Origin of the sequence: Henriciella marina (genome assembly GCF_027213945.1) — a bacterium.
Lineage (GTDB): Bacteria > Pseudomonadota > Alphaproteobacteria > Caulobacterales > Hyphomonadaceae > Henriciella > Henriciella marina_A.
Genome location: NZ_JAPWGW010000001.1, coordinates 802928 through 821163, shown reverse-complemented (window position 1 = coordinate 821163; position 18236 = coordinate 802928). Strand labels below are relative to the sequence as shown.

Annotated in this window: 20 protein-coding genes and 1 tRNA gene; 10 read left to right on the top strand and 11 right to left on the bottom strand. The window is 59.6% G+C overall.

From position 1 onward, the window contains the following. Positions 1-19: 19 nt before the first annotated feature. The 4 genes from O4G74_RS04155 to O4G74_RS04140 all read right to left on the bottom strand — a co-directional run bounded on the left by O4G74_RS04155 (position 20) and on the right by O4G74_RS04140 (position 2068). Entirely contained in the window at positions 20-265 is a 246-nt protein-coding gene (locus tag O4G74_RS04155) for a DUF1150 family protein (RefSeq protein WP_269401394.1), read from the bottom strand. Positions 266-468: 203 nt separating this feature from the next. After that, complete coding sequence (locus O4G74_RS04150; RefSeq protein WP_269401393.1) at positions 469-1146, bottom strand: FAD-binding oxidoreductase; 678 nt, start codon at positions 1144-1146, stop codon at positions 469-471. Positions 1147-1314: 168 nt separating this feature from the next. After that, positions 1315-1390 (bottom strand) — tRNA-Ala (locus O4G74_RS04145). 57 nt (positions 1391-1447) lie between these two features. Then, positions 1448-2068 (bottom strand): TIGR02300 family protein, encoded by a 621-nt coding sequence (locus O4G74_RS04140; protein ID WP_269401392.1) that lies wholly within the window; start codon positions 2066-2068, stop codon positions 1448-1450. Positions 2069-2171: 103 nt separating this feature from the next. On the opposite strand from O4G74_RS04140, the gene aroA reads away from it, so the two are divergent. The 3 genes from aroA to O4G74_RS04125 all read left to right on the top strand — a co-directional run bounded on the left by aroA (position 2172) and on the right by O4G74_RS04125 (position 6335). Continuing rightward, positions 2172-3494, top strand: coding sequence for a 3-phosphoshikimate 1-carboxyvinyltransferase (aroA, locus tag O4G74_RS04135; RefSeq protein WP_269401391.1), 1323 nt, complete (start codon positions 2172-2174; stop codon positions 3492-3494). 95 nt (positions 3495-3589) lie between these two features. Next, positions 3590-5704 carry a S9 family peptidase gene (locus O4G74_RS04130; RefSeq protein WP_269401390.1) on the top strand — a complete coding sequence of 705 codons (2115 nt, stop codon included), beginning with the start codon at positions 3590-3592 and terminating at the stop codon, positions 5702-5704. Positions 5705-5828: 124 nt separating this feature from the next. Further along, on the top strand, positions 5829-6335 hold the full coding sequence (locus O4G74_RS04125) for a macro domain-containing protein (RefSeq protein WP_269401389.1): 507 nt from the start codon (positions 5829-5831) through the stop codon (positions 6333-6335). Here O4G74_RS04125 and O4G74_RS04120 read toward each other — a convergent pair. Further along, positions 6326-7399 (bottom strand): PLP-dependent cysteine synthase family protein, encoded by a 1074-nt coding sequence (locus tag O4G74_RS04120; protein ID WP_269401388.1) that lies wholly within the window; start codon positions 7397-7399, stop codon positions 6326-6328. The genes O4G74_RS04125 and O4G74_RS04120 overlap by 10 nt on opposite strands. Before the next feature lie 112 nt (positions 7400-7511). On the opposite strand from O4G74_RS04120, the gene cmk reads away from it, so the two are divergent. The 4 genes from cmk to mscL all read left to right on the top strand — a co-directional run bounded on the left by cmk (position 7512) and on the right by mscL (position 10958). Beyond that, complete coding sequence (gene cmk / locus O4G74_RS04115; RefSeq protein ID WP_269401387.1) at positions 7512-8144, top strand: (d)CMP kinase; 633 nt, start codon at positions 7512-7514, stop codon at positions 8142-8144. Between the two features lie 129 nt (positions 8145-8273). Then, positions 8274-10016, top strand: a complete 1743-nt coding sequence (gene rpsA, locus O4G74_RS04110) for a 30S ribosomal protein S1 (protein ID WP_269401386.1) — start codon at positions 8274-8276, stop codon at positions 10014-10016. 111 nt (positions 10017-10127) lie between these two features. After that, complete coding sequence (locus O4G74_RS04105) at positions 10128-10427, top strand: integration host factor subunit beta (RefSeq protein WP_119379071.1); 300 nt, start codon at positions 10128-10130, stop codon at positions 10425-10427. Between the two features lie 108 nt (positions 10428-10535). Beyond that, complete coding sequence (gene mscL, locus O4G74_RS04100) at positions 10536-10958, top strand: large conductance mechanosensitive channel protein MscL (RefSeq protein WP_269401385.1); 423 nt, start codon at positions 10536-10538, stop codon at positions 10956-10958. Positions 10959-11040: 82 nt separating this feature from the next. Here mscL and O4G74_RS04095 read toward each other — a convergent pair whose 3' ends face one another. From O4G74_RS04095 to O4G74_RS04080, 4 genes are all read right to left on the bottom strand, one after another. Continuing rightward, positions 11041-11718 (bottom strand): DUF3299 domain-containing protein, encoded by a 678-nt coding sequence (locus O4G74_RS04095; RefSeq protein ID WP_269401384.1) that lies wholly within the window; start codon positions 11716-11718, stop codon positions 11041-11043. Positions 11719-11789: 71 nt separating this feature from the next. Next, entirely contained in the window at positions 11790-13058 is a 1269-nt protein-coding gene (locus tag O4G74_RS04090) for an ABC transporter permease (protein WP_269401383.1), read from the bottom strand. Next, on the bottom strand, positions 13058-13762 hold the full coding sequence (locus O4G74_RS04085) for an ABC transporter ATP-binding protein (protein WP_269401382.1): 705 nt from the start codon (positions 13760-13762) through the stop codon (positions 13058-13060). Before O4G74_RS04085 ends, O4G74_RS04090 begins: the two co-directional genes overlap by 1 nt. Positions 13763-13769: 7 nt before the next feature. Further along, positions 13770-14474 (bottom strand): ZrgA family zinc uptake protein, encoded by a 705-nt coding sequence (locus O4G74_RS04080; protein WP_269401381.1) that lies wholly within the window; start codon positions 14472-14474, stop codon positions 13770-13772. A gap of 144 nt (positions 14475-14618) precedes the next feature. On the opposite strand from O4G74_RS04080, the gene O4G74_RS04075 reads away from it, so the two are divergent. The 3 genes from O4G74_RS04075 (at position 14619) to O4G74_RS04065 (ending at position 16794) form a co-directional block, all read left to right on the top strand. Then, positions 14619-15440, top strand: a complete 822-nt coding sequence (locus O4G74_RS04075; RefSeq protein WP_269401380.1) for a ZIP family metal transporter — start codon at positions 14619-14621, stop codon at positions 15438-15440. A 151-nt stretch (positions 15441-15591) separates the two neighbouring features. Then, entirely contained in the window at positions 15592-16455 is an 864-nt protein-coding gene (locus tag O4G74_RS04070) for a hypothetical protein (protein WP_269401379.1), read from the top strand. Positions 16456-16518: 63 nt separating this feature from the next. Then, positions 16519-16794 carry a hypothetical protein gene (locus tag O4G74_RS04065; protein WP_119453525.1) on the top strand — a complete coding sequence of 92 codons (276 nt, stop codon included), beginning with the start codon at positions 16519-16521 and terminating at the stop codon, positions 16792-16794. Here the strand turns inward: O4G74_RS04065 and O4G74_RS04060 are convergent. Together O4G74_RS04060 and O4G74_RS04055 are read right to left on the bottom strand one after the other, a co-directional pair. Further along, positions 16791-17192, bottom strand: a complete 402-nt coding sequence (locus tag O4G74_RS04060) for a GtrA family protein (RefSeq protein WP_269401378.1) — start codon at positions 17190-17192, stop codon at positions 16791-16793. The two genes, O4G74_RS04065 and O4G74_RS04060, sit on opposite strands and share 4 nt — an antisense overlap. Beyond that, entirely contained in the window at positions 17180-18160 is a 981-nt protein-coding gene (locus O4G74_RS04055) for a glycosyltransferase (RefSeq protein ID WP_269401377.1), read from the bottom strand. The genes O4G74_RS04060 and O4G74_RS04055 overlap by 13 nt, the downstream gene beginning before the upstream one ends. Positions 18161-18236: the final 76 nt, after the last annotated feature.

Here is an 18236-nt window from a genome sequence, read left to right as displayed (position 1 = left end):
TGTTCATCTGAAAAGGCGTCTAGTGGACGCTGACAGGCTGCATCTCATAGGCGCGGGCTGCGGCGAACGCAGCGTCACGGCCCTCTACGATGGCCAGTTGCTCACCATCGCCGTTCGCAACCACAAACAGGGAGGTGCGATCGTTGACGGCTTCCAGCGCCTCGTCAGGCAGGCCGCTCAGTTCGTCGTCCGCAATCTGGCGTACATAGACCAGATCCTTCGCGGTGAAGAGCTTTGCAGCGTGATGTTCAAGGTCTGTCGTCATGGCATGCTCCTTCCTTCAAAGACAGGACCACGACACATGAGAACCCCGGCCAGGCGCCCCGCTAGGCGGCGGCACCGAATGGCGCCGGGTCTTTCCGTGTCATGATCAAATTTGGGGGCTGATTATGCCGCGTTCAAGCCGCAATAGCGGCGTTATGCGGGCAATCCGGCTTCTATCGATCCCAGTCTGAACATCTGTTCAGATCAGTCAAAGAACTCCTCGATGATGATGTCATCTTCGGCCACACCGATCTCTTTCAGCGTGCCTGCAATGTCCTCGACCATCCCATCCGGTCCGCAGATATAGCATTTGCCCTTGCCCGGTTCGATCCGCTCTTCCAGCAGCGCCTTGTCGATCTTGCGTGTATGCACGTCTGCGCTGTCCTGGTCCGTAACGGTAAAATACGTCTTCAGGCCATCCATCTGCTCGAACTCGTCGCGGTAGATGATGTCTTCCTGCTTGCTGTTGGTGAAAATGAGCTCACAGCCCTCTAGCGTGCCCTTGTCTTCGAGGCGCTTTCGCAGGATCGCAATCATCGGCGTCACACCAGCACCGCCCGCGATAAACCAGCCCTTGCCCTCATCCTCAATGGCACCCCATGGCTCGTCGACAAGCACGCGGTCACCGGGCTGCAGCCTGGCGATCTGTTCGGTCACACCATTATGCTCCGGATAGGATTTGATGGTGAATTCAAGATAGCCGTCGGATGGCAAACTGGTCGGCGTGAACGGTCGCTTTTCCTCGCGCCAGTCTTCCTTGTCGATAGCCAGGTCTACCGCCTGCCCCGGCTGTACGCCCAGCCCTGCAGGCTTGTCGAAGCGCAGCTTGAAGACGTCAGGTGTGACGGGCTCAATCGATTGTAGTGTAAGCGCGTAGCTCATCTCTTCTATCTCCGTGTCTTTTCGAAAGTCACTGGAGAAACGGGCGGTCGGTATGGCCTGTTCCGGGACGCGGCGTCGCAGGGGAACTGAGTATCTGCGATATCAGCGAACCCGCAGCCCTGAGCGCGATCCATCGCGAAACGAAGTGAAGCGGGGAACTAAGAAAAATGGTGGAGCCTAGCGGGATCGAACCGCTGACCTCCTGCATGCCATGCAGGCGCTCTCCCAGCTGAGCTAAGGCCCCGTACCAGTCGGAGACGCGTGAGTTATAGCCTCACGCGCCGCCGATCAAGTCCAATTGTCAGGACGATTTCGTGTCGTCCTCATCGTCGCCGTCAACTTCGTCGGCGTCGTCATCACTATCATCGTCTTCGTCCACATCCAGGTCGTCATCGTCGAGGTCGATATCGTCTTCAAGGTCGAAGTCTTCCTCCTCCTCGTCATCGAGGGGGATGTCTTCGTCGTCATCATCATCGTCGAGTTCGTCTTCGGAGAAGCCGGTCGGCACCTTGCCGGGGGCGGCTTCCTCGTCTTCGTCCTCGTCATTGCCTTCCAGGACGACTTCATCAGCTTCCGAACCGAGTTCACGGGAGGCCACATCATCCTCCTCGTCCTCGTCTTCTTCGTCATCTTCGACTTCTTCCTCATCATCGATGTCGTCGTCATCGGTGTCGCGGACCGTCGCCTTTTTCTTCTTTTTCTTTTTCGTCTCTTCTTCGAGATCGTCCTCGTCCTCATCGACAGGGACAGAGCTCTTGGCGCGCTTGGCCTTCAGCTTTGCGCTCGTCGTGCGTACCTCATCGTCTTCTGGATCGAATTCGGTCTTGCACTTCGGGCAAACGGCAGGGCGCTTGTTGAGATCGTAGAATTTCGCTTCGCAGCTCGGACAGATCTGCTTTGTGCCAAGATCAGGATCAGCCATTGGTAAGGAACTCCGGGCTCGATTTAATAATTGCCGGGGCGCTTGCCAGAAACCCCCGCCCCTGTCAAAGCGCTTTTGGCGTCGATCTGCAAAGGAGAAATCATTGGCATGGACTTCGTTCCCGGTTGATCGGTTTCAGGGCGCGATCCGTGCGCCCGGCGACAAGTCGTGTTCTCACCGCGCCCTCATGCTCGCTGGCGCCGCCGCTGGCGTGTCTGAAATCTCCGGTCTGCTGGAAGGCGAGGACGTCATAAACACGGCGCGGGCCATGCAGGCACTGGGCGCCGAAGTAGAGCAGACTGCCCCGGGACGCTGGCGCATAGAGGGCACCGGCAAGACAGGCTTGCGCTCGCCATCCGCGCCCCTCGACTTTGGCAATTCCGGTACGGGCTCACGCCTGATGATGGGGCTGATGGCTGGCTATGACCTCAGAGCAGAGCTGACCGGCGACAAGAGCCTGTCCTCACGCCCCATGGCCCGCATAACCGATCCGCTAAAACTGATGGGCGCCAAATTCGCGCCGGAAGGCCGCGACAAGCTGCCTCTCACACTGAGCGGGCGTGCAGACCTCACCCCGATCTCTTACGCGCCAAAGCAGGCTTCAGCACAGGTGAAATCTGCCATCCTTCTGGCCGGCCTCAATGCCGATGGCCTCACCGAGGTGACAGAACTGTACGCCACGCGCGACCATACTGAACGCATGTTGCGCAGCTTTGGTGTCGACGTGGCGGTGCGCGCCGGCAAGGGCAGTCAGAACGTGGTCACGATTGAAGGCGGCCAGTCCCTTCAAGCCGTAGAGACGAGCATACCCGGCGACCCGTCTTCCGCGGCCTTCCTCATAGCGGGTGCCCTCATCTCTCCGTCCGGCGGCGTTGTCGTCGAACACATCATGTCGAATGCAACCCGCGACGGCTTCTTTCAGGCCGCTGGCCAGATGGGTGCAGGGCTTGGTGCTGAGGAAACCGGCGACGGCGCGGGCGAACGTCTTGTCGACCTGCAGGCCGAAACCAGCGACCTGAAAGGCTGCAAGATTCCGGAAACCCTGGTCGCTGCCATGATCGACGAGTTCCCGATCCTCGCCGTAATTGCCGCCTTTGCCAAAGGTGAAACGCGGGTGCGCGGCGCAGAGGAATTGCGCGTGAAGGAGAGCGACCGCATCAGCGCCATCGTCGCGATGTTGCGCGTGAACGGGGTCGAAGTTGAGGAGCATGAGGACGGATTCACCGTCATGGGCTGTGATGGTCCGCCGCCCGGCGGCGGCCTTGTAGAGACTCACCACGACCACCGCATTGCCATGAGCGCTCTTGTCATGGGTACGGCCAGCCAGAAACCTGTCGCCGTCGATGACATCGCGATGATCGCAACCTCCTATCCGGAATTCCTCGACCATATGCGCACACTCGGCGCCGATATCCGGGAAATCTGACTGCCGGCCGCCGGATTTATTTTTGCGGCCAGCTTGCCAACACCGTCACCCATGTATATCGTTTTTCGATAATTTAAATGGATGGAGGGTACATCATGAAACGCACATTTGTGAGCGTCGGCGCCATTGCGCTGTCAGGCGCCTGGCTCGCGGGCTGTTCGCCCGAGACCTTGAAATCGGCAGAAGCCCAGGAGAGCGCCCAGACCGATACGGAAGCCACCGCTAGCGATTTTGCTTCCTATGACCTGATCGAGCGGGCCGCGATCTTCGGTAATCCTGAGAAAGCCCAGGGGCGCATCAGCCCGAATGGCGAGTACGTTAGCTGGATCGCCCCGGTCGACGGCGTCATGAACATCTGGGTTGCGCCTGCCGATGATCCGGACGCCGCTGAGGCGATTACCAATGACACCTATCGCGGCCTCAACGGCCACTTCTGGTCACCAGACTCTGCCTATGTCTATTACACGCAGGACGATGGCGGGAATGAGAACTTCCACGTCTATGCCTCGAACGTGGAAACAGGTGAGACGCGCGACCTGACGCCTGTTGCCGATGGCGTACGCGCCGTGATCCAGGGCGTCTCGAAAGAACAGCCCGGCAAGGTGCTGATCGGCCTCAACGACCGCAACCCGCAGCTTTTCGATCTCTACCTCGTTAATGTGGCGACGGGTGAGATGGAGCTCGCGGCCGAAAATCCAGGCTATGCTGGCTGGCTGATCGACAACACACTCACGCCGCGCTTTGGCCTCGTCCAGACACCAGGGGGCGGCGCCTCGATCGTCGACATGGAAGGCAATGAGCTGACCTCCATCCCGGCTGAAGACTTCCTCACCACCAATCCGTTTGGTTTCAACGCGGCGAATGACGCCTTCTACGCGGTCGACAGCCGCGGCCGCGACACCGCTGCGCTTGTGAAGATCAGCACCGAAGACGGGTCTGCCGAAGTCATCGCGGAGAATGACCGCGCCGATATCAGCGATGTTCTGCTTCATCCAGAAACCTATGAGCCGATGGCCTACGCCGCAGAGTATCTGCGCAATGAGTGGCAGCCGCTCACAGACGAGGCCGCGGCCGACCTCGACTTCCTTCAGTCTGAGCTAGAAGGCGATATCCAGATCGTCGCCGCCACCGACGACCTTTCCCGCATGGTCGTCTACTCAGGCTCCGCGACCCTGCCAGGCGTCTATTATGTCTATGACCGCAGCGCCCAGACGCTGACGGAAATGTTCAAGACCCGGCCAGACCTGGCCTCGTCGCCGCTCCAGCCGATGCACCCGGTTGAGATTGCGTCACGCGATGGCCTGACGCTTGTCTCTTACCTGACCCTGCCGCCCGGCTCTGATGCCGATGGTGATGGCCGCCCTGAGCAGCCTGTTCCGATGGTGCTGAACGTCCATGGCGGCCCTTGGGCGCGTGATTCCTATGGCTACAATTCATGGCACCAGTGGCTCGCCAATCGCGGCTATGGCGTCCTGTCGGTCAATTATCGCGGCTCAACCGGCTTCGGTAAGGAGTTCGTCAACGCCGCCGTCAAGGAATTTTCCGGCAAGATGCATGATGACCTGATCGACGCCGTCGAATGGGCTGTCGAAGAAGACATCGCCATTGAAGACCAGGTCGCCATCGCAGGCGGCTCCTATGGCGGCTACGCGACACTGATCGGCGTGACCTTTACACCGGACACCTTTGCCTGCGGCGTCGACATTGTTGGTCCGTCGAGCCTCGTCACCCTGGTGGAGAGCTTTCCGGACTATTGGAAGCCTTTCCTGGAGGGCACCTGGTTCAAATATGTCGGCGATCCGGCCAACGATGAGGACCGCGAAGACATGCTGGCGCGCTCCGCGATCAGCCGGGTCGATGACATTTCGGTTCCGCTCCTCATTGGCCAGGGCGAGAACGACCCGCGCGTGACCAAGCTGGAGTCCGATCAGCTCGTCGAGACGATGAACGAAAAGGGCCTTCCGGTTACCTATGTGAACTTCCCGGACGAAGGACACGGCTTTGCTCGTCCTGAAAACCGCCTCGCCTTCTATTCGGTGATGGAAGGCTTCCTCGGCGAATGCCTTGGTGGACGCTCAGAGGATTTCGGTACAGCTTTCGAAGGCTCGACCATCCAGGTACTGGCGGGCGCTGAATATGTCGCCGGGCTTGAAGAAGCAGTTGCGTTGTCGGCCCGGGCCGATGAAGCAGAAACCAACGACGGCGAATAGAAACACAGCGCTACAAGCAAGAAGATGACAGGCCGCCGCCCCCGCCAGAAGGGGCGGCGGCTTTTCTTTTGGCACTTCACCCCGCCATTCTGCGTTGGGGTTTCACAGACGACAGGGAGCCGACATGAAAGGCCGCATCCATCTCTATCAAGGCAATATTCTCGACGTGGACTGCGAGGTAATCGCGAACGCTGCGAACAGCTCACTTATGGGTGGCGGCGGCGTGGATGGTGCGATCCACCGCGCAGCGGGCCGGGACCTGAAGGACGCCTGCAAACCGCTTGCCCCGTGTCCGACGGGAGAGGTTCGCGTTACCGAAGGCTTTGACCTTTCCCCGCGTCTCATCTTCCACACGGTCGGCCCGGTCTGGCGCGGCGGCGATCAGGGCGAGGCAGAATTGCTGAAGGCGTGCTACCGTCACTGCCTTAAGGAACTTGTCCGGCGCGACCTGACCTCCATCGCCTTTCCGGCAATCTCTACAGGCGTCTATGGCTACCCTGCCAATGAGGCAGCCGGCATCGCCGTGAATACCTGCCGCGAATTCGCGAAAGATCACGAGGTGAAGATCACCCTCACCGCGTTCGACGACAAAATGGCGACAGCCTTTGAAGGCGCGCTCGATCAGCCCTGACGGGTCAGCGCGTCAATTGTCTCAAGGTGAGGCGCAAGATCGAGATCCTGGGCGGCAAGCCAGTCTGGATTGTAGTAGGTGTCGAGATAGCGTTCACCACCGTCGCAGATCAGTGTGGCGACACTGCCGTCTCGTCCTGCCTCGCGCATTTCAGCCATCAGGTGTAGCGCCGCCCAGACATTGGTGCCGGTCGACCCGCCGCACTTCCTGCCCAGCACCGTTTCAAGCCAGTGGATTGTCGCCAGGGATGCCGCGTCCGGGACCTGCACCATCCGGTCGATCACCCGCGGCTGGAACGACGCTTCCACCCGTGGCCGCCCGATCCCCTCAATTCGTGAGCGCGACTGAAGCCGCACATCACGGTTCCCTGACTGGTAATAGTTGTAGAAAACAGAGTTTTCGGGGTCAGCAACGCAAAGCTGCGTCTTGCCTGACAGATCGCCGCGATAGCGGATGAACCGTCCGATCGTCGCCGACGTGCCCCCCGTCCCCGCGCTCATGACCACCCAGTCTGGAATGGCGTGTTCTTCCAGCTCAAGCTGCGCAAACAGGCTCTCGGCGATATTGTTATTGCCGCGCCAGTCGGTCGCCCGCTCCGCATAGGTGAACTGGTCCATGTAATGGCCGCCCGTTTCATGCGCGATCCGCTCAGCCTCAGCATAAATCTGAGAGGCAGGCACCGCGCGGGTCTCTGCGCCATAAAAATTGATCTGGTCGATCTTCTTCTGCGCGGTCCCCTCCGGAACGACGGCGATAAAGCGCAAGCCAAGAAGCTTGGCAAAGTACGCTTCTGAAACTGCAGTTGAGCCTGACGAGCTCTCGACCACCACAGTGTCCGGCCCGATCGCGCCATTGCAGATGCCGTAGAGATAGAGTGAGCGCGCCAGCCGGTGCTTCAGACTACCGGACGGGTGAATGGACTCGTCCTTCAGATAGAGTTGCTGGCCGGAAAAACCCGGCAGGTCGACCCGAATGAGATGCGTGTCGGAAGAGCGGTTGAAGTCAGCGTTAAGCCGGCGCACCGCCTCGCACACCCAGTTGCGTTGTGCACATAGACCACTCATCAGCCAGTCATCCTTGTATGTGGGCCTCCCATGAAGGCCGAATTGACAGGTGACTGCACCGCAATGCAAGGCTGGTTGACCCTTCCGGCTACATGGCGCATCTGTCCGCGCCATGATTATTGCCATTGATGGAACGCTCGCCTCCGGGAAGGGGACGATTGCCCGCCGCCTTTCGGACCTGTTTGCATTGCCGCACATGGACACAGGCCGTCTTTATCGCGCGACAGGTGTCGCCGCCATGAACGCAGACGCTGACCTCACCGATGCCGCCGCGATCGCGGAAATTGCCTCCAGGCTGGAACCTTCGCTCTTTACCGAAGCCGAACTTCGTACCGCAGAGGCCGGCCTTGCGGCGTCAAAAGTTGCTGTCCTGCCGGAGGTGCGCGCCGCCCTGCTGGAGCTGCAGCGCAACTTCGCGCACCAGCCAACCGGTGCGATCCTTGATGGTCGTGACATAGGCACAGTCGTCTGCCCGGAAGCGGATGTGAAACTCTGGATCGATGCCGATGTCGAAGTGCGCGCCAGGCGCCGCCACGCCGAGCTGGAAGCTGCTGGCGACACGATCTCGCTCGAAGATCTGACGGCCCAGCTGCGAGAGCGCGATGAGCGCGACCGCAACCGCAAGGACGCGCCCATGGTCGCTGCCGCAGATGCGATCTTGATCGATACGACTGATCTGACTATAGACGCGGCTGTGAACAAGGCGCGGGCCGCCGTCGAAAAGGCGAACTCCCGTACCGGCTAGCAGGTTCTGGCGCATCTGGCGTCAAATCCAAAAACCTCTGCCCGCCTCGTTCAAGACCCTGACCCTGCGATTACGCCAGCAATCCCGCTTGCGCGTCATAAACCCGTTTGGGTCGGACCTGGAGTTTACATGTCTACTGAAACAATGAATCCGAGCACCGACGACTTCGCCTCTATGTTCGAAGACTCGGCGGCTGCTTCTACTCTGCAGGAAGGCCGTGTGGTCCCTGCAACGGTCGTTGCCATCACCGGCGACAACCTGATCCTCGATGTCGGCTTGAAAGTCGAAGGCCGCGTCGCCCTGAAAGAATTCATGCTCGAAGAAGAGCAACCGAAGCCGGGCGACATCGTCGAGGTCTTCCTCGAGCGTATCGAAAACCTGATGGGCGAAGCCGTTCTTTCGCGCGACAAGGCCCGCCGCGAAGAGAGCTGGATCAAGCTCGAAGACAGCTACAACAAGGAAGAGCCGGTCAAAGGCGCGATTTCCGGCCGGGTCAAAGGCGGTTTCACCGTCGATCTCGGCGGCGTCAATGCCTTCCTTCCTGGCTCTCAAGTGGACATCCGTCCGGTCCGCGACGTTGGCCCGCTGATGGGCGAAGTTCAGCCTTTCGCAATCCTCAAACTCGACCGCGCCCGTGGCAATATCGTTGTCTCGCGCCGTGCGATCCTTGAAGAGAGCCGCGCCGAACAGCGTGCCGAAATCGTCGAAGCGATGAACGAAGGCGATGTGCGCGACGGCGTCGTCAAGAACATCACCGATTACGGTGCGTTCGTTGATCTCGGCGGCATCGATGGCCTCCTTCACGTCACCGACATGAGCTGGAAGCGGATCAACCACCCAAGCCAGGTCGTCAATGTGGGCGACACGGTGAAGGTCCAGATCATCAAGGTGAACGAAGAGACCCAGCGTATCTCGCTCGGCATGAAACAGCTCGAGGCAGATCCATGGGAAGGCATCGAAAGCAAGTACCTCATCGGCACGCGTCTTCCAGGCGTTGTCACGAACATCACCGACTATGGTGCATTCGTTGAGCTTGAAGATGGCGTTGAAGGCCTGATCCACGTCTCTGAAATGAGCTGGACCAAGAAGAACGTCCATCCGGGCAAAATCGTCTCGACGTCTCAGGAAGTCCTCGTCGAAGTGCTCGATGTCGATTCCGAAAAGCGCCGCATCTCGCTTGGCCTCAAGCAGACCCAGGACAATCCTTGGTCGGCATTCCTCGGCGACCACCCTCCGGGCACGGAAGTCGAAGGCGAAGTTCGCGGCATCACCGAGTTCGGTCTCTTCATTGGTCTTGGCCCAGAGCTCGACGGCATGGTCCACATCAACGACATTTCGTGGGATGTGCCAGGTGAGCAGGCGATCGCCAATTTCAACAAGGGCGACCAGGTCCGCGCCAAGGTGCTCGACGTCGACACCGAGAAAGAGCGTATCTCGCTCGGCATCAAGCAGCTTTCGGGCGATCCGATGTCCGATCTCGATGTCCGCCGCGGCGACACGGTCACGTGTACGGTCAGCGAAGTCACCTCCGGTGGCATCGAGGTCCAGTTCGGCGATCCGGCCATGACGGCCTTCGTCCGCCGCTCCGACCTGTCCCGCGACCGTTCCGAGCAACGCCCAGAGCGTTTCTCTGTCGGCGACAAGATCGACGCCAAGGTTACGCAGATGGACAAGGCTTCGCGCCGCGTCTCCGTCTCGATCAAGGCGCTTGAAATCTCCGAGGAGCAGGAAGCCGTCAAGCAGTATGGTTCTGCTGACAGCGGTGCCTCGCTCGGCGACATTCTTGGTGCCGCGCTCGCATCGGGCGACGACAAGGAGACCTCAAACAAGGTCACCGAAACCCCGGATGAGATCGACGAAGACAATAACTAGGCCTGTTTTACGGCTTAATTATTGGTAATTCCGGTCGATTCGGAAGAAACCTGACATAGTTTGGGGCGGAGCCACTGGTTTCCGCCCCAAATTTCATTTACATTCAACGTCATGCTCAGGTCAGAACTGATTGCCCGTCTGGCAGAAGAATATTCGCATCTCCGGCACGATGATCTGGAAAAGATCGTCGCGGTGATCCTTGATGAAATCGCTGATGCGCTGGCCGACGGTAACCGCGTCGAGTTACGCGGCTTCGGTGCCTTCTCGGTCAGGGAACGAAAACCGCGTACCGGCAGGAACCCCCGCACCGGCGAGACCGTCGAAGTGAAGGCCAAACGCGTGCCTTTCTTCCGGCCTGGCAAGGAGCTTCGCGCGCGCGTGAACGGCGGCGACGATCCCGAAGCGCGATAGTTTCGAGCTATCGTCCTGCCATCATTCCGTCACAATTGGTTGACGCTAGGTCCAAAGCTGGGAATATCGGGTTTGCCGTAGGGGCGGCATGCTCAGGGAGACAGTCTTATGTTCAAGGAATTCAAAGAGTTCGCAATGAAAGGAAACCTGGTCGATCTGGCCGTTGGTTTCATTCTTGGCGGTGCGTTCTCGACCATCGTGAAGTCGCTGGTCAACGACATCATCATGCCACCGCTCGGCCTCGTTCTCGGCGGCGTCGATTTCGCTGATCTTCACTACCCGCTGGACGGCGGCACGTATGAGTCGCTCGAAGCGGCAAACGAAGCTGGCGCACCGGTCATTGCGTATGGCCTGTTCATCAACAATGTCATTTCCTTCGTGATCATGGCGCTTGCCCTGTTCTTCGTTGTGAAAGGCATCAACAGCATGAAGCGCAAGCAGGAAGAGGCCCCGGCCGAAGCACCGCCGCCGCCACGTCAGGAAGTCCTGCTGGAAGAGATCCGCAACCTGCTTGCCAAACAGCAGGGCTAAGGCGCGACCTAAATCGCAAGAACAGGAAAGGGCGGCTCCGATGGGGCCGCCCTTTTCGTATCTTCGATCTTCGAAACCGGACCTAGTACTCGTAGATTTCCCAGCCGGTCATCTCGATCGTATAGGCTGCGTCCGCAAGCTCTGTGTCCTGACGCGCCGTGCGGATTGTGCCCTCGATCCAGACCGCTTGCGACAGGTCACGTAGTTTGATCTTCTCATTGGTCTCGACAAACACGGTCTGGTTTGGTGGCGGAGGCGGGGCATGCAGGCAGGCGCCGTAATACGGTACCAGCAGGAATTCGGAGATTTCAGCCTCGGAACCGTAATCGAACGGTACTGTATAGCCCGGCAGGCGGATCTTCATGCCGTCCAGCTCATCGACGACATTGAATGTGCCGATTTGAATGGCTTGGTCCGCGGCTGAGCCTTCAGCGATACCCCCACCGGAATAAAGCCGCGCCATCTGCGCCTGGTACATCTCGGCGATCCGCTCTTCCTCGCCCTCGGGCATCAGTTCTTCCCAACCGATTTCGGTAATGCCGCGCGCCTCCAGCTCAGCATCGCGCTGGGCCTGCTGCGCCAGGGACGAGCTTTCAGGCTCTGGCACTGGATCACCGATTTCAGGTTCGCTCGCGGGCGACTGACTGGACGGCGCCGTCACTTCCGCCGCTTGCGGTTGGGCCGCTTCACTGGTCTCGCCGCCGCAGGCTGCAATAACAACGAGGCTGGCCGCGGATAGTAGAGGGTGAAAATGTTTCATGCGTCTAAAATAGTGCGTTCCAGAGCCTGCTGCCACAGGCAAGTTCAGGATTGGCACCTATCCTCTTCTACCTAGAGCTTCACTGTCAGGCCATCGGCCAGCGACCGGCGGAGCGCCATGACCGCCGGGATTGTCCCGATAAGGGTCGCTGCGCCGAAAACCGCAAGAACCGTCCAGCCATCAATGGCTGATATGCCTAGCCCGCCAATCGAGATGCCATAGGCAGATGACAGGATCGGCCCAGCGATCAGCAGCCCAAGCTGCACCAGAAACACGCCCACAACCGCACCGCAAAGCCCAAGCATCGCTGCCTCTGCCACCATCAGAAAAAAGATATGTCCCGGCCGCGCGCCAGTTGCCCGCAAGATAGCCATTTCACGGCGCCGCTCATTCAGGCTCGTCAGAATACTGGTCAGTACGGAGACGAGGCCAACGGCGATCACGAAAACCGACACCGCGATCAGGGCACGTTCGACAATCCCGGTCACCTGCCACAACTCGCCAAGTGCTACACCAGGAATGATTGCGAGCAGTGGCTCGCCTCCTTGCGTGTTCAGCGCTCTCTGCGTGCGCAGCAGGCTGCCGCGTTGCTCAAGCCCGACGAATACTGCGGTGACTGACTTTGGCGTCAGGTCGAAACCGCGGATCATGTCTTCGCTGATCGTGTCGGCAAACGGGCTACGCGTGCCACTCTCCCAGCCAACATGGATGGCTGTAATGCCTTCCAGCGGCACATGAATGGACCGGTCTACCGGTGTTCCCGTCTGTGCCAGAATACCCGTAACGATAAACGGCTTGTCCTCATGATCGGTCAGGCCGCCAGCACCCAATCCATGTGTCAGGACGATCTCGCTGCCGATCGAATAGTCCAGTTCCTTGGCAACATCCGCGCCGATCACCGTTTCGTAGATGTCGCTGAACAGCTTGCCTTCCGAAACGCGAAGCTGGGTGCCGCCGCCATGACGGTAGTGTTCGAAATAGGACTCATTCGTGCCGACGACGCGGAAGCCGCGATGATTGTCGCCAAGCGATAGCGGGATCGTCCAGGCGACGTCATCACGCCCATCAATCGATTCATACGTGTCCCAACTGATTTCAGCGGTCGCGCTCCCCAGTCGGAAAACCGAATAGAGCAGAAGATTGATCTGCCCCGTCGGCGCGCCGACTATCAGGTCGGTCCCCGAAATCGTATTGTCGAAGCCGGCCCGCGCGCCATTCCGAACCTTGTCGACGCCCAGGAAGAGCGCGACCGACAAGGCCACGGCGAGAATTGTGAGCAGCGCCGATCCGCGCCGGTTCATCAGGCTTCGCCAGGCTAGGCCCAGAATGGAAAAGCCCATCAGACGCCTCCCTTCGCGCGGTTGATCTCAGCCAGATCGACGCTGCGGTCGAAATGGCTTGCCAGCGATGCATCGTGACTGACGAAAAGAAGCGCGGCGCCTGACCGGCCCGCTTCTTCATTCAAAAGTTCAATAAAGCGGTCACGGGCGTCTGCATCAAGGGCAGATGTCGGCTCGTCCGCAATGATGAGATCCGGGCCACCAATCAGCGCGCGGGCAACCGCCACGCGCTGCTGCTGTCCGACTGAAAGCTCCGTCACCGGGCGGGAGAGCATACGCTCGCCGTCGAGGCCTAGGCGTGAGAGAAGCCTCACCGCCTCCTCGTTCAGCCGTCCTTCCCCACCTGCCGCCTGCCGGCGGGCCGACGAAAACCTGCAGGGCAAGGTCACATTCTGGACCAGCGACAGGTACGGCACGAGGTTGAACATCTGGAAAATGACGCCCAGTCGATCTGCCCGCAACGCATCTCGCTTCGGCCCGCTCAGCGCCGTCATGTCATGGCCGAGCACCTCTACCTTGCCCGATTGCGGCTCAAGCACGCCCGCAATCAGGCCAAGTAATGTGGATTTGCCAGAGCCGCTGGGCCCGCGCAGGAAGACACGCTCGCCAGCCTCGAGCCTGAAGCCGGGGATATCAAGCAGGGCCGGACCATCCTGCCAGGCAAAGCGCAAATCGATGAGATCGATAACAGGCGGTGTGGTCACGATAGGTCTAGTTGATCCTCAGTTCCGGTTTCGCAGGCGTCAGCTCGGCACTGTTCTGCGTCACATCCGAAACATAGACCGCTTCGACTTCTGTCAAAGTCGGATAAGCATTGAATGCAACGACGCGGATCGCCTCAAGCGCGCTGGCATCGGCACAGTCATATTCAGCAGATGTCTGAAGTTCGCCGTGGCCGTTCGCCAGACGCGTCGACATGGAGCGGGAAACCAGATCGCATCCGACATCGCCAACAAGGTTCACAATATTTGTCTCGTCTCGCAGCGTTTCCTGTACCGCTTCAATCTTGGCCTGATCTTCATCGCTCTGTGGGCTCTCGGGCGCGCCGAAGGAAGCGAGCGGCGCATCGAACGAAATCGAAATCGTGCTGTTCTGCTCAGTGACCGCAAGCATCGCATAACCGTGCTGATGGCTACCTAGCCGCACGGCAGACTCATCTGCCGATGGATCGCGGTCATGGTCGTTGTGATCACCTTCGGCTGAAGCGCGCTCTTCATGAGCGTTATCCTCGGTTTCGGCGACCATTTCGTCCGGCTCGCCATCGACCAAGGCAACTTCGGTCGTTTCCTCTTCGACACTGATCTCGGTCTCGGCTGTTTCCTGTGGGCCCAAGGCTTCTGAACCATTCTCGCCGCCGCAGGCCGTCAGCAAGGCGGCCGAAACCAATACGATAAAGCTTGCACTGCAATACTTCATGATACTCCCTTTCGCGCGCCACTATCCGGGTGTATGGGCTCGCAATCCTTAAATGAGATACTATAACGTCTCAACCAGCAATCGTGCATCAATGCAAGTTCGCCCGCGCGCGAACATGAAGAGCAAGTCAGGCAATCCCGGTTTATGCTGTCTTATCTGCAAGCGCCCCTGCTCTTTGGACTGATTGCCGCCTTCGTCACGACAATCGGCCTGATCGTCGTTGCCCGTAGCGCCACATGGACCGAAAGAAACGCTTCAACATTCGGGCTCGCCGCTGCTGGGATGCTCGCCACGCTCGCTTTTCTCCACATCATTCCAGAAGCCTTTCACCTATCCCAGCAAGCGCCGATCTGGCTCGCCGCGGGTTTTTTCGGCGGCCTGCTCCTGCACAATGCTGTTGCGCTCCTTTTTCCGGAGCGGCCCGGGCGCAAACCGGTGAACATCGCCCTCACCCCGATTATCGCCATCGCCTCGCACTCCTTTATTGACGGCATCATCTATGCGGTCACTTTTGCGAGCAGCTTTGAGTCAGGCGTCTACGCCTCGCTCGGCCTGATCCTGCATGAGTTTCCGGAAGGCGTCATCGCCTTTGCGATCATGAAGCGGGCCGGGGTCAGCAATATGAAAGCGTTCTGGATCGCCTTTCTGGCCGCCGCCGCCACGACGCCTGCAGGTGCGCTCGTCTCGGCGCCCATCATGTTCATGCTCGAGGCGGAAGTGCTCGGCGCGATGTTCGCGATGTCGGCAGGTCTTCTTCTTTTCGTTGCGACGGGTCCACTCATGGCCCCGCTAAAGGAAACGAGACCCGGCCGCGGCCTCGGCGCGGTGGGCGCAGGGGTTGCCGCAGCTTTGGTGATCTTCCTCGCGCCCATCCACGGTGCGCATAATCATGATATGGATACCGTCCACGATCACGATCACGGGCATGCGCCCGGAACTGACCAGCCCGACTTCTCGCAGATGTAACGGGGCGCGGTCTGCGCCTGACGCGGGCGCACTGCCGATATTCGGACCGCTCGTCGAAAAACACCGCCAGTACACCGCCACTGCACCATGACTGCACCGCTCCGGCACCACATTTGCAACGGTTAGCAAAAGGTTACCGGAGCGCGGAAGAATGCGGGACAAAATCGGAAGATACACCAGTGCGCTGATCGTATCGCTCGTCTCCATGTATTGCGGTGCCAGCCGCTATGCTTTCGCCGATACGCCTGCAGAGCGCGCGTGTGGCCTTAACGACGCGCTCGCCTGGCAGATGAAGCTTGACGCGCCAGACGAAGAGGCAACGCCCGCCTATATCCGCCGTATCACCGAGGACTTCATCACACGCTGTCCGGACCGTCCTGAAGTGCCAAGCGCACACCAGATTGCCGGTATGGCGGCAGGCTGGGAGGGGCTTTCCGAGGTATCCGTCCAACACTTCCGCAAGGCGGGCGCGATGCGAGATAGCGACGCCCTTTTCATGGCAGCCGCTGGCGAACTTCATACCGGAAACAGCGACGTCGCCTGGGCCTTGCGCGACCGCGCCATCGCGCTGTGGACAAGGCGTCTCGCCTATCGCGGGGCAGATGTGGACACTTTCGGGGTTCGCGGTGGGACAATTCACGCGATACGCTTTACGCGGCAGCGCGCATCGACGGGAGCAACGCACATTTGGCTGGCGCAACCTGATGGTCCCGGCTGGCCCGGCGTGCTGACCTTGCAATCAAGCGACCAACTTAACGCCCTCCACCAGCTGACCGCTGGCGAGGACGCAAAACCCATCTCACATCTTCGTTTTGTCAGGTGCCAGTCGCGGCGCCTTCTGGCGCGCACGGAGGATGCCTTTACCGAGGAAGAGCTGGAGGAACTCGCCGAGCAGTCTCTGACGGCCTACCTCGCAGACCCGGACCGGGAAGGTGAGAAGGAATATTCTACCTGCATCCTCGCCCGCCAGATGCTGGCAGAGCCCCAGGATCCCGCACTGCTATTGACCCAGTAGACCAATCTGGCACTGCTGTGACCGTCATGTTTTTAGACGGAAGAGGCAGGGGGCCTTTCACCGATGCCAAAGGCACTTTCCATCCCTTTGATGCTGTCAGGCCTCCTCCTGATCTGCGCCCCTCTCATCATCTACGCCCTCGATTCCCTGATCGGGCTCGGCAGGCTTGATCCGCTTACACTTTCCACCCTGATCGGAACGCTGGGCGCAGGACTTCTGGCCTTCAGCCAAGGCGACCGCTGGCCGCGCTTCTTCCTCGCCCTAGGCGCAGGACTAGGGGTCCTGATCCTGCAGATTTACGGGATCGTGTTTCTGGTATTGGGTTCGAGCGGGCTTTAGCTGGAGCGGAAAGCGAACTTTCCATACCCGGCAAAGGACACCAGCGTGCAGACGATTGTCGCGATGGCTGTCGCCAGTACGGGCGGGCAGGTCGGCACCATTACGAGCAGGCCCGCATAGAGCAGATAGTTAAAGGTCGCGACGCTAGTCGCCACGGTAAAGTACCGCCCCGCTTCAGAAATCTGGCTCCCGCTGCTGGCGCCGAATGTGAAGGCGCGGTTCAGGCGCCAAGTCACGAACATCGCAAACAGTATGGAGACGACACGCGCCACAAAAGGGCCGATGCCGCCTGAAATCAGCAGGAAAAGTGTGCCGGCATCCGCCAGAAAGCCAAGCCCACCCACCAGAACGAAACGTACGATTCTGGTCTTCAGAACCTGATGGATCAGGACTTCCATTCGGGCGCAGGATAGCTGAGGAAGACGGAGCGTTTCGCCTCGACGCGCGCGCGTGCGAGACTATCGAGGATAAGCCCGCAAACCGCGGTCACCGTCGCAACAATAACGAGGCCCATGGAGAGGACCGCTGTCGGGAAACGTGGCACGAGGCCGGTCTGGAAGTAGGTCAGCGCAAGCGGCGCTGCGAGACAGAGCGCGGCCAGTGTCAGAGCAAGGCCAATTGCGCCAAAGAAAGCTGCCGGACGCGTTTCCTTTGCCAGTACCATGAACATGCCCAGAATGCGGAAACCATCGCGGAATGTCTTGAGCTTCGACGTCGAGTCCTCTGGACGTACGCCATACGGCGTCGGACGCTCCAGCGTCGGAATGCCGATCTGGCAGGAATGAACCGACATTTCGGTCTCGATCTCGAAACCGCCAGAAACTGCCGGAAACGATTTCACGAAGCGGCGGGAAAATACACGGTAGCCAGAGAAAATGTCGCTGAACTGGCGCCCGAAAAGCCGGTTGAACAGCATGTTGAAGATACGATTGCCAAAGGCGTGGCCGCCGCGGCCTGCATCCTTGGTCACATTGGCGCGCGTGCCGACAACCATATCGACATGGTTCTTCTTCATGAGCTCAACCAACGTCGGCGCGAGCGCGGCATCATAGGTACCGTCACCGTCGGCCATCACATAGATGTCCGCCTCAATATCAGCGAAAATGCGGCGCACGACATGACCCTTGCCCTGCCGGATCTCGGTGCGGACAATCGCGCCAGCTTCACGCGCAATCTGCGCCGTCGCGTCGGTGGAATTATTGTCGAAAACATAGATGTCGGCGCCGGGAAGCGCACTGCGAAAATCTTCGATGACCTGTGCGATGGTGGCAGCTTCATTATAGCAGGGCAGCGTCACGGCGATGCGAGCTTCTGCCGGGTCAGCGGCTGGACGAGGATCAAAAGTTTCAACAGCCGCGCGCTTCATCGCGTCACCTTTCTGTAACCACATTCGTCGTTTAACAGGGCCAGGTGAACAGCTGGTTACGCCTGCCAGCCCTGAA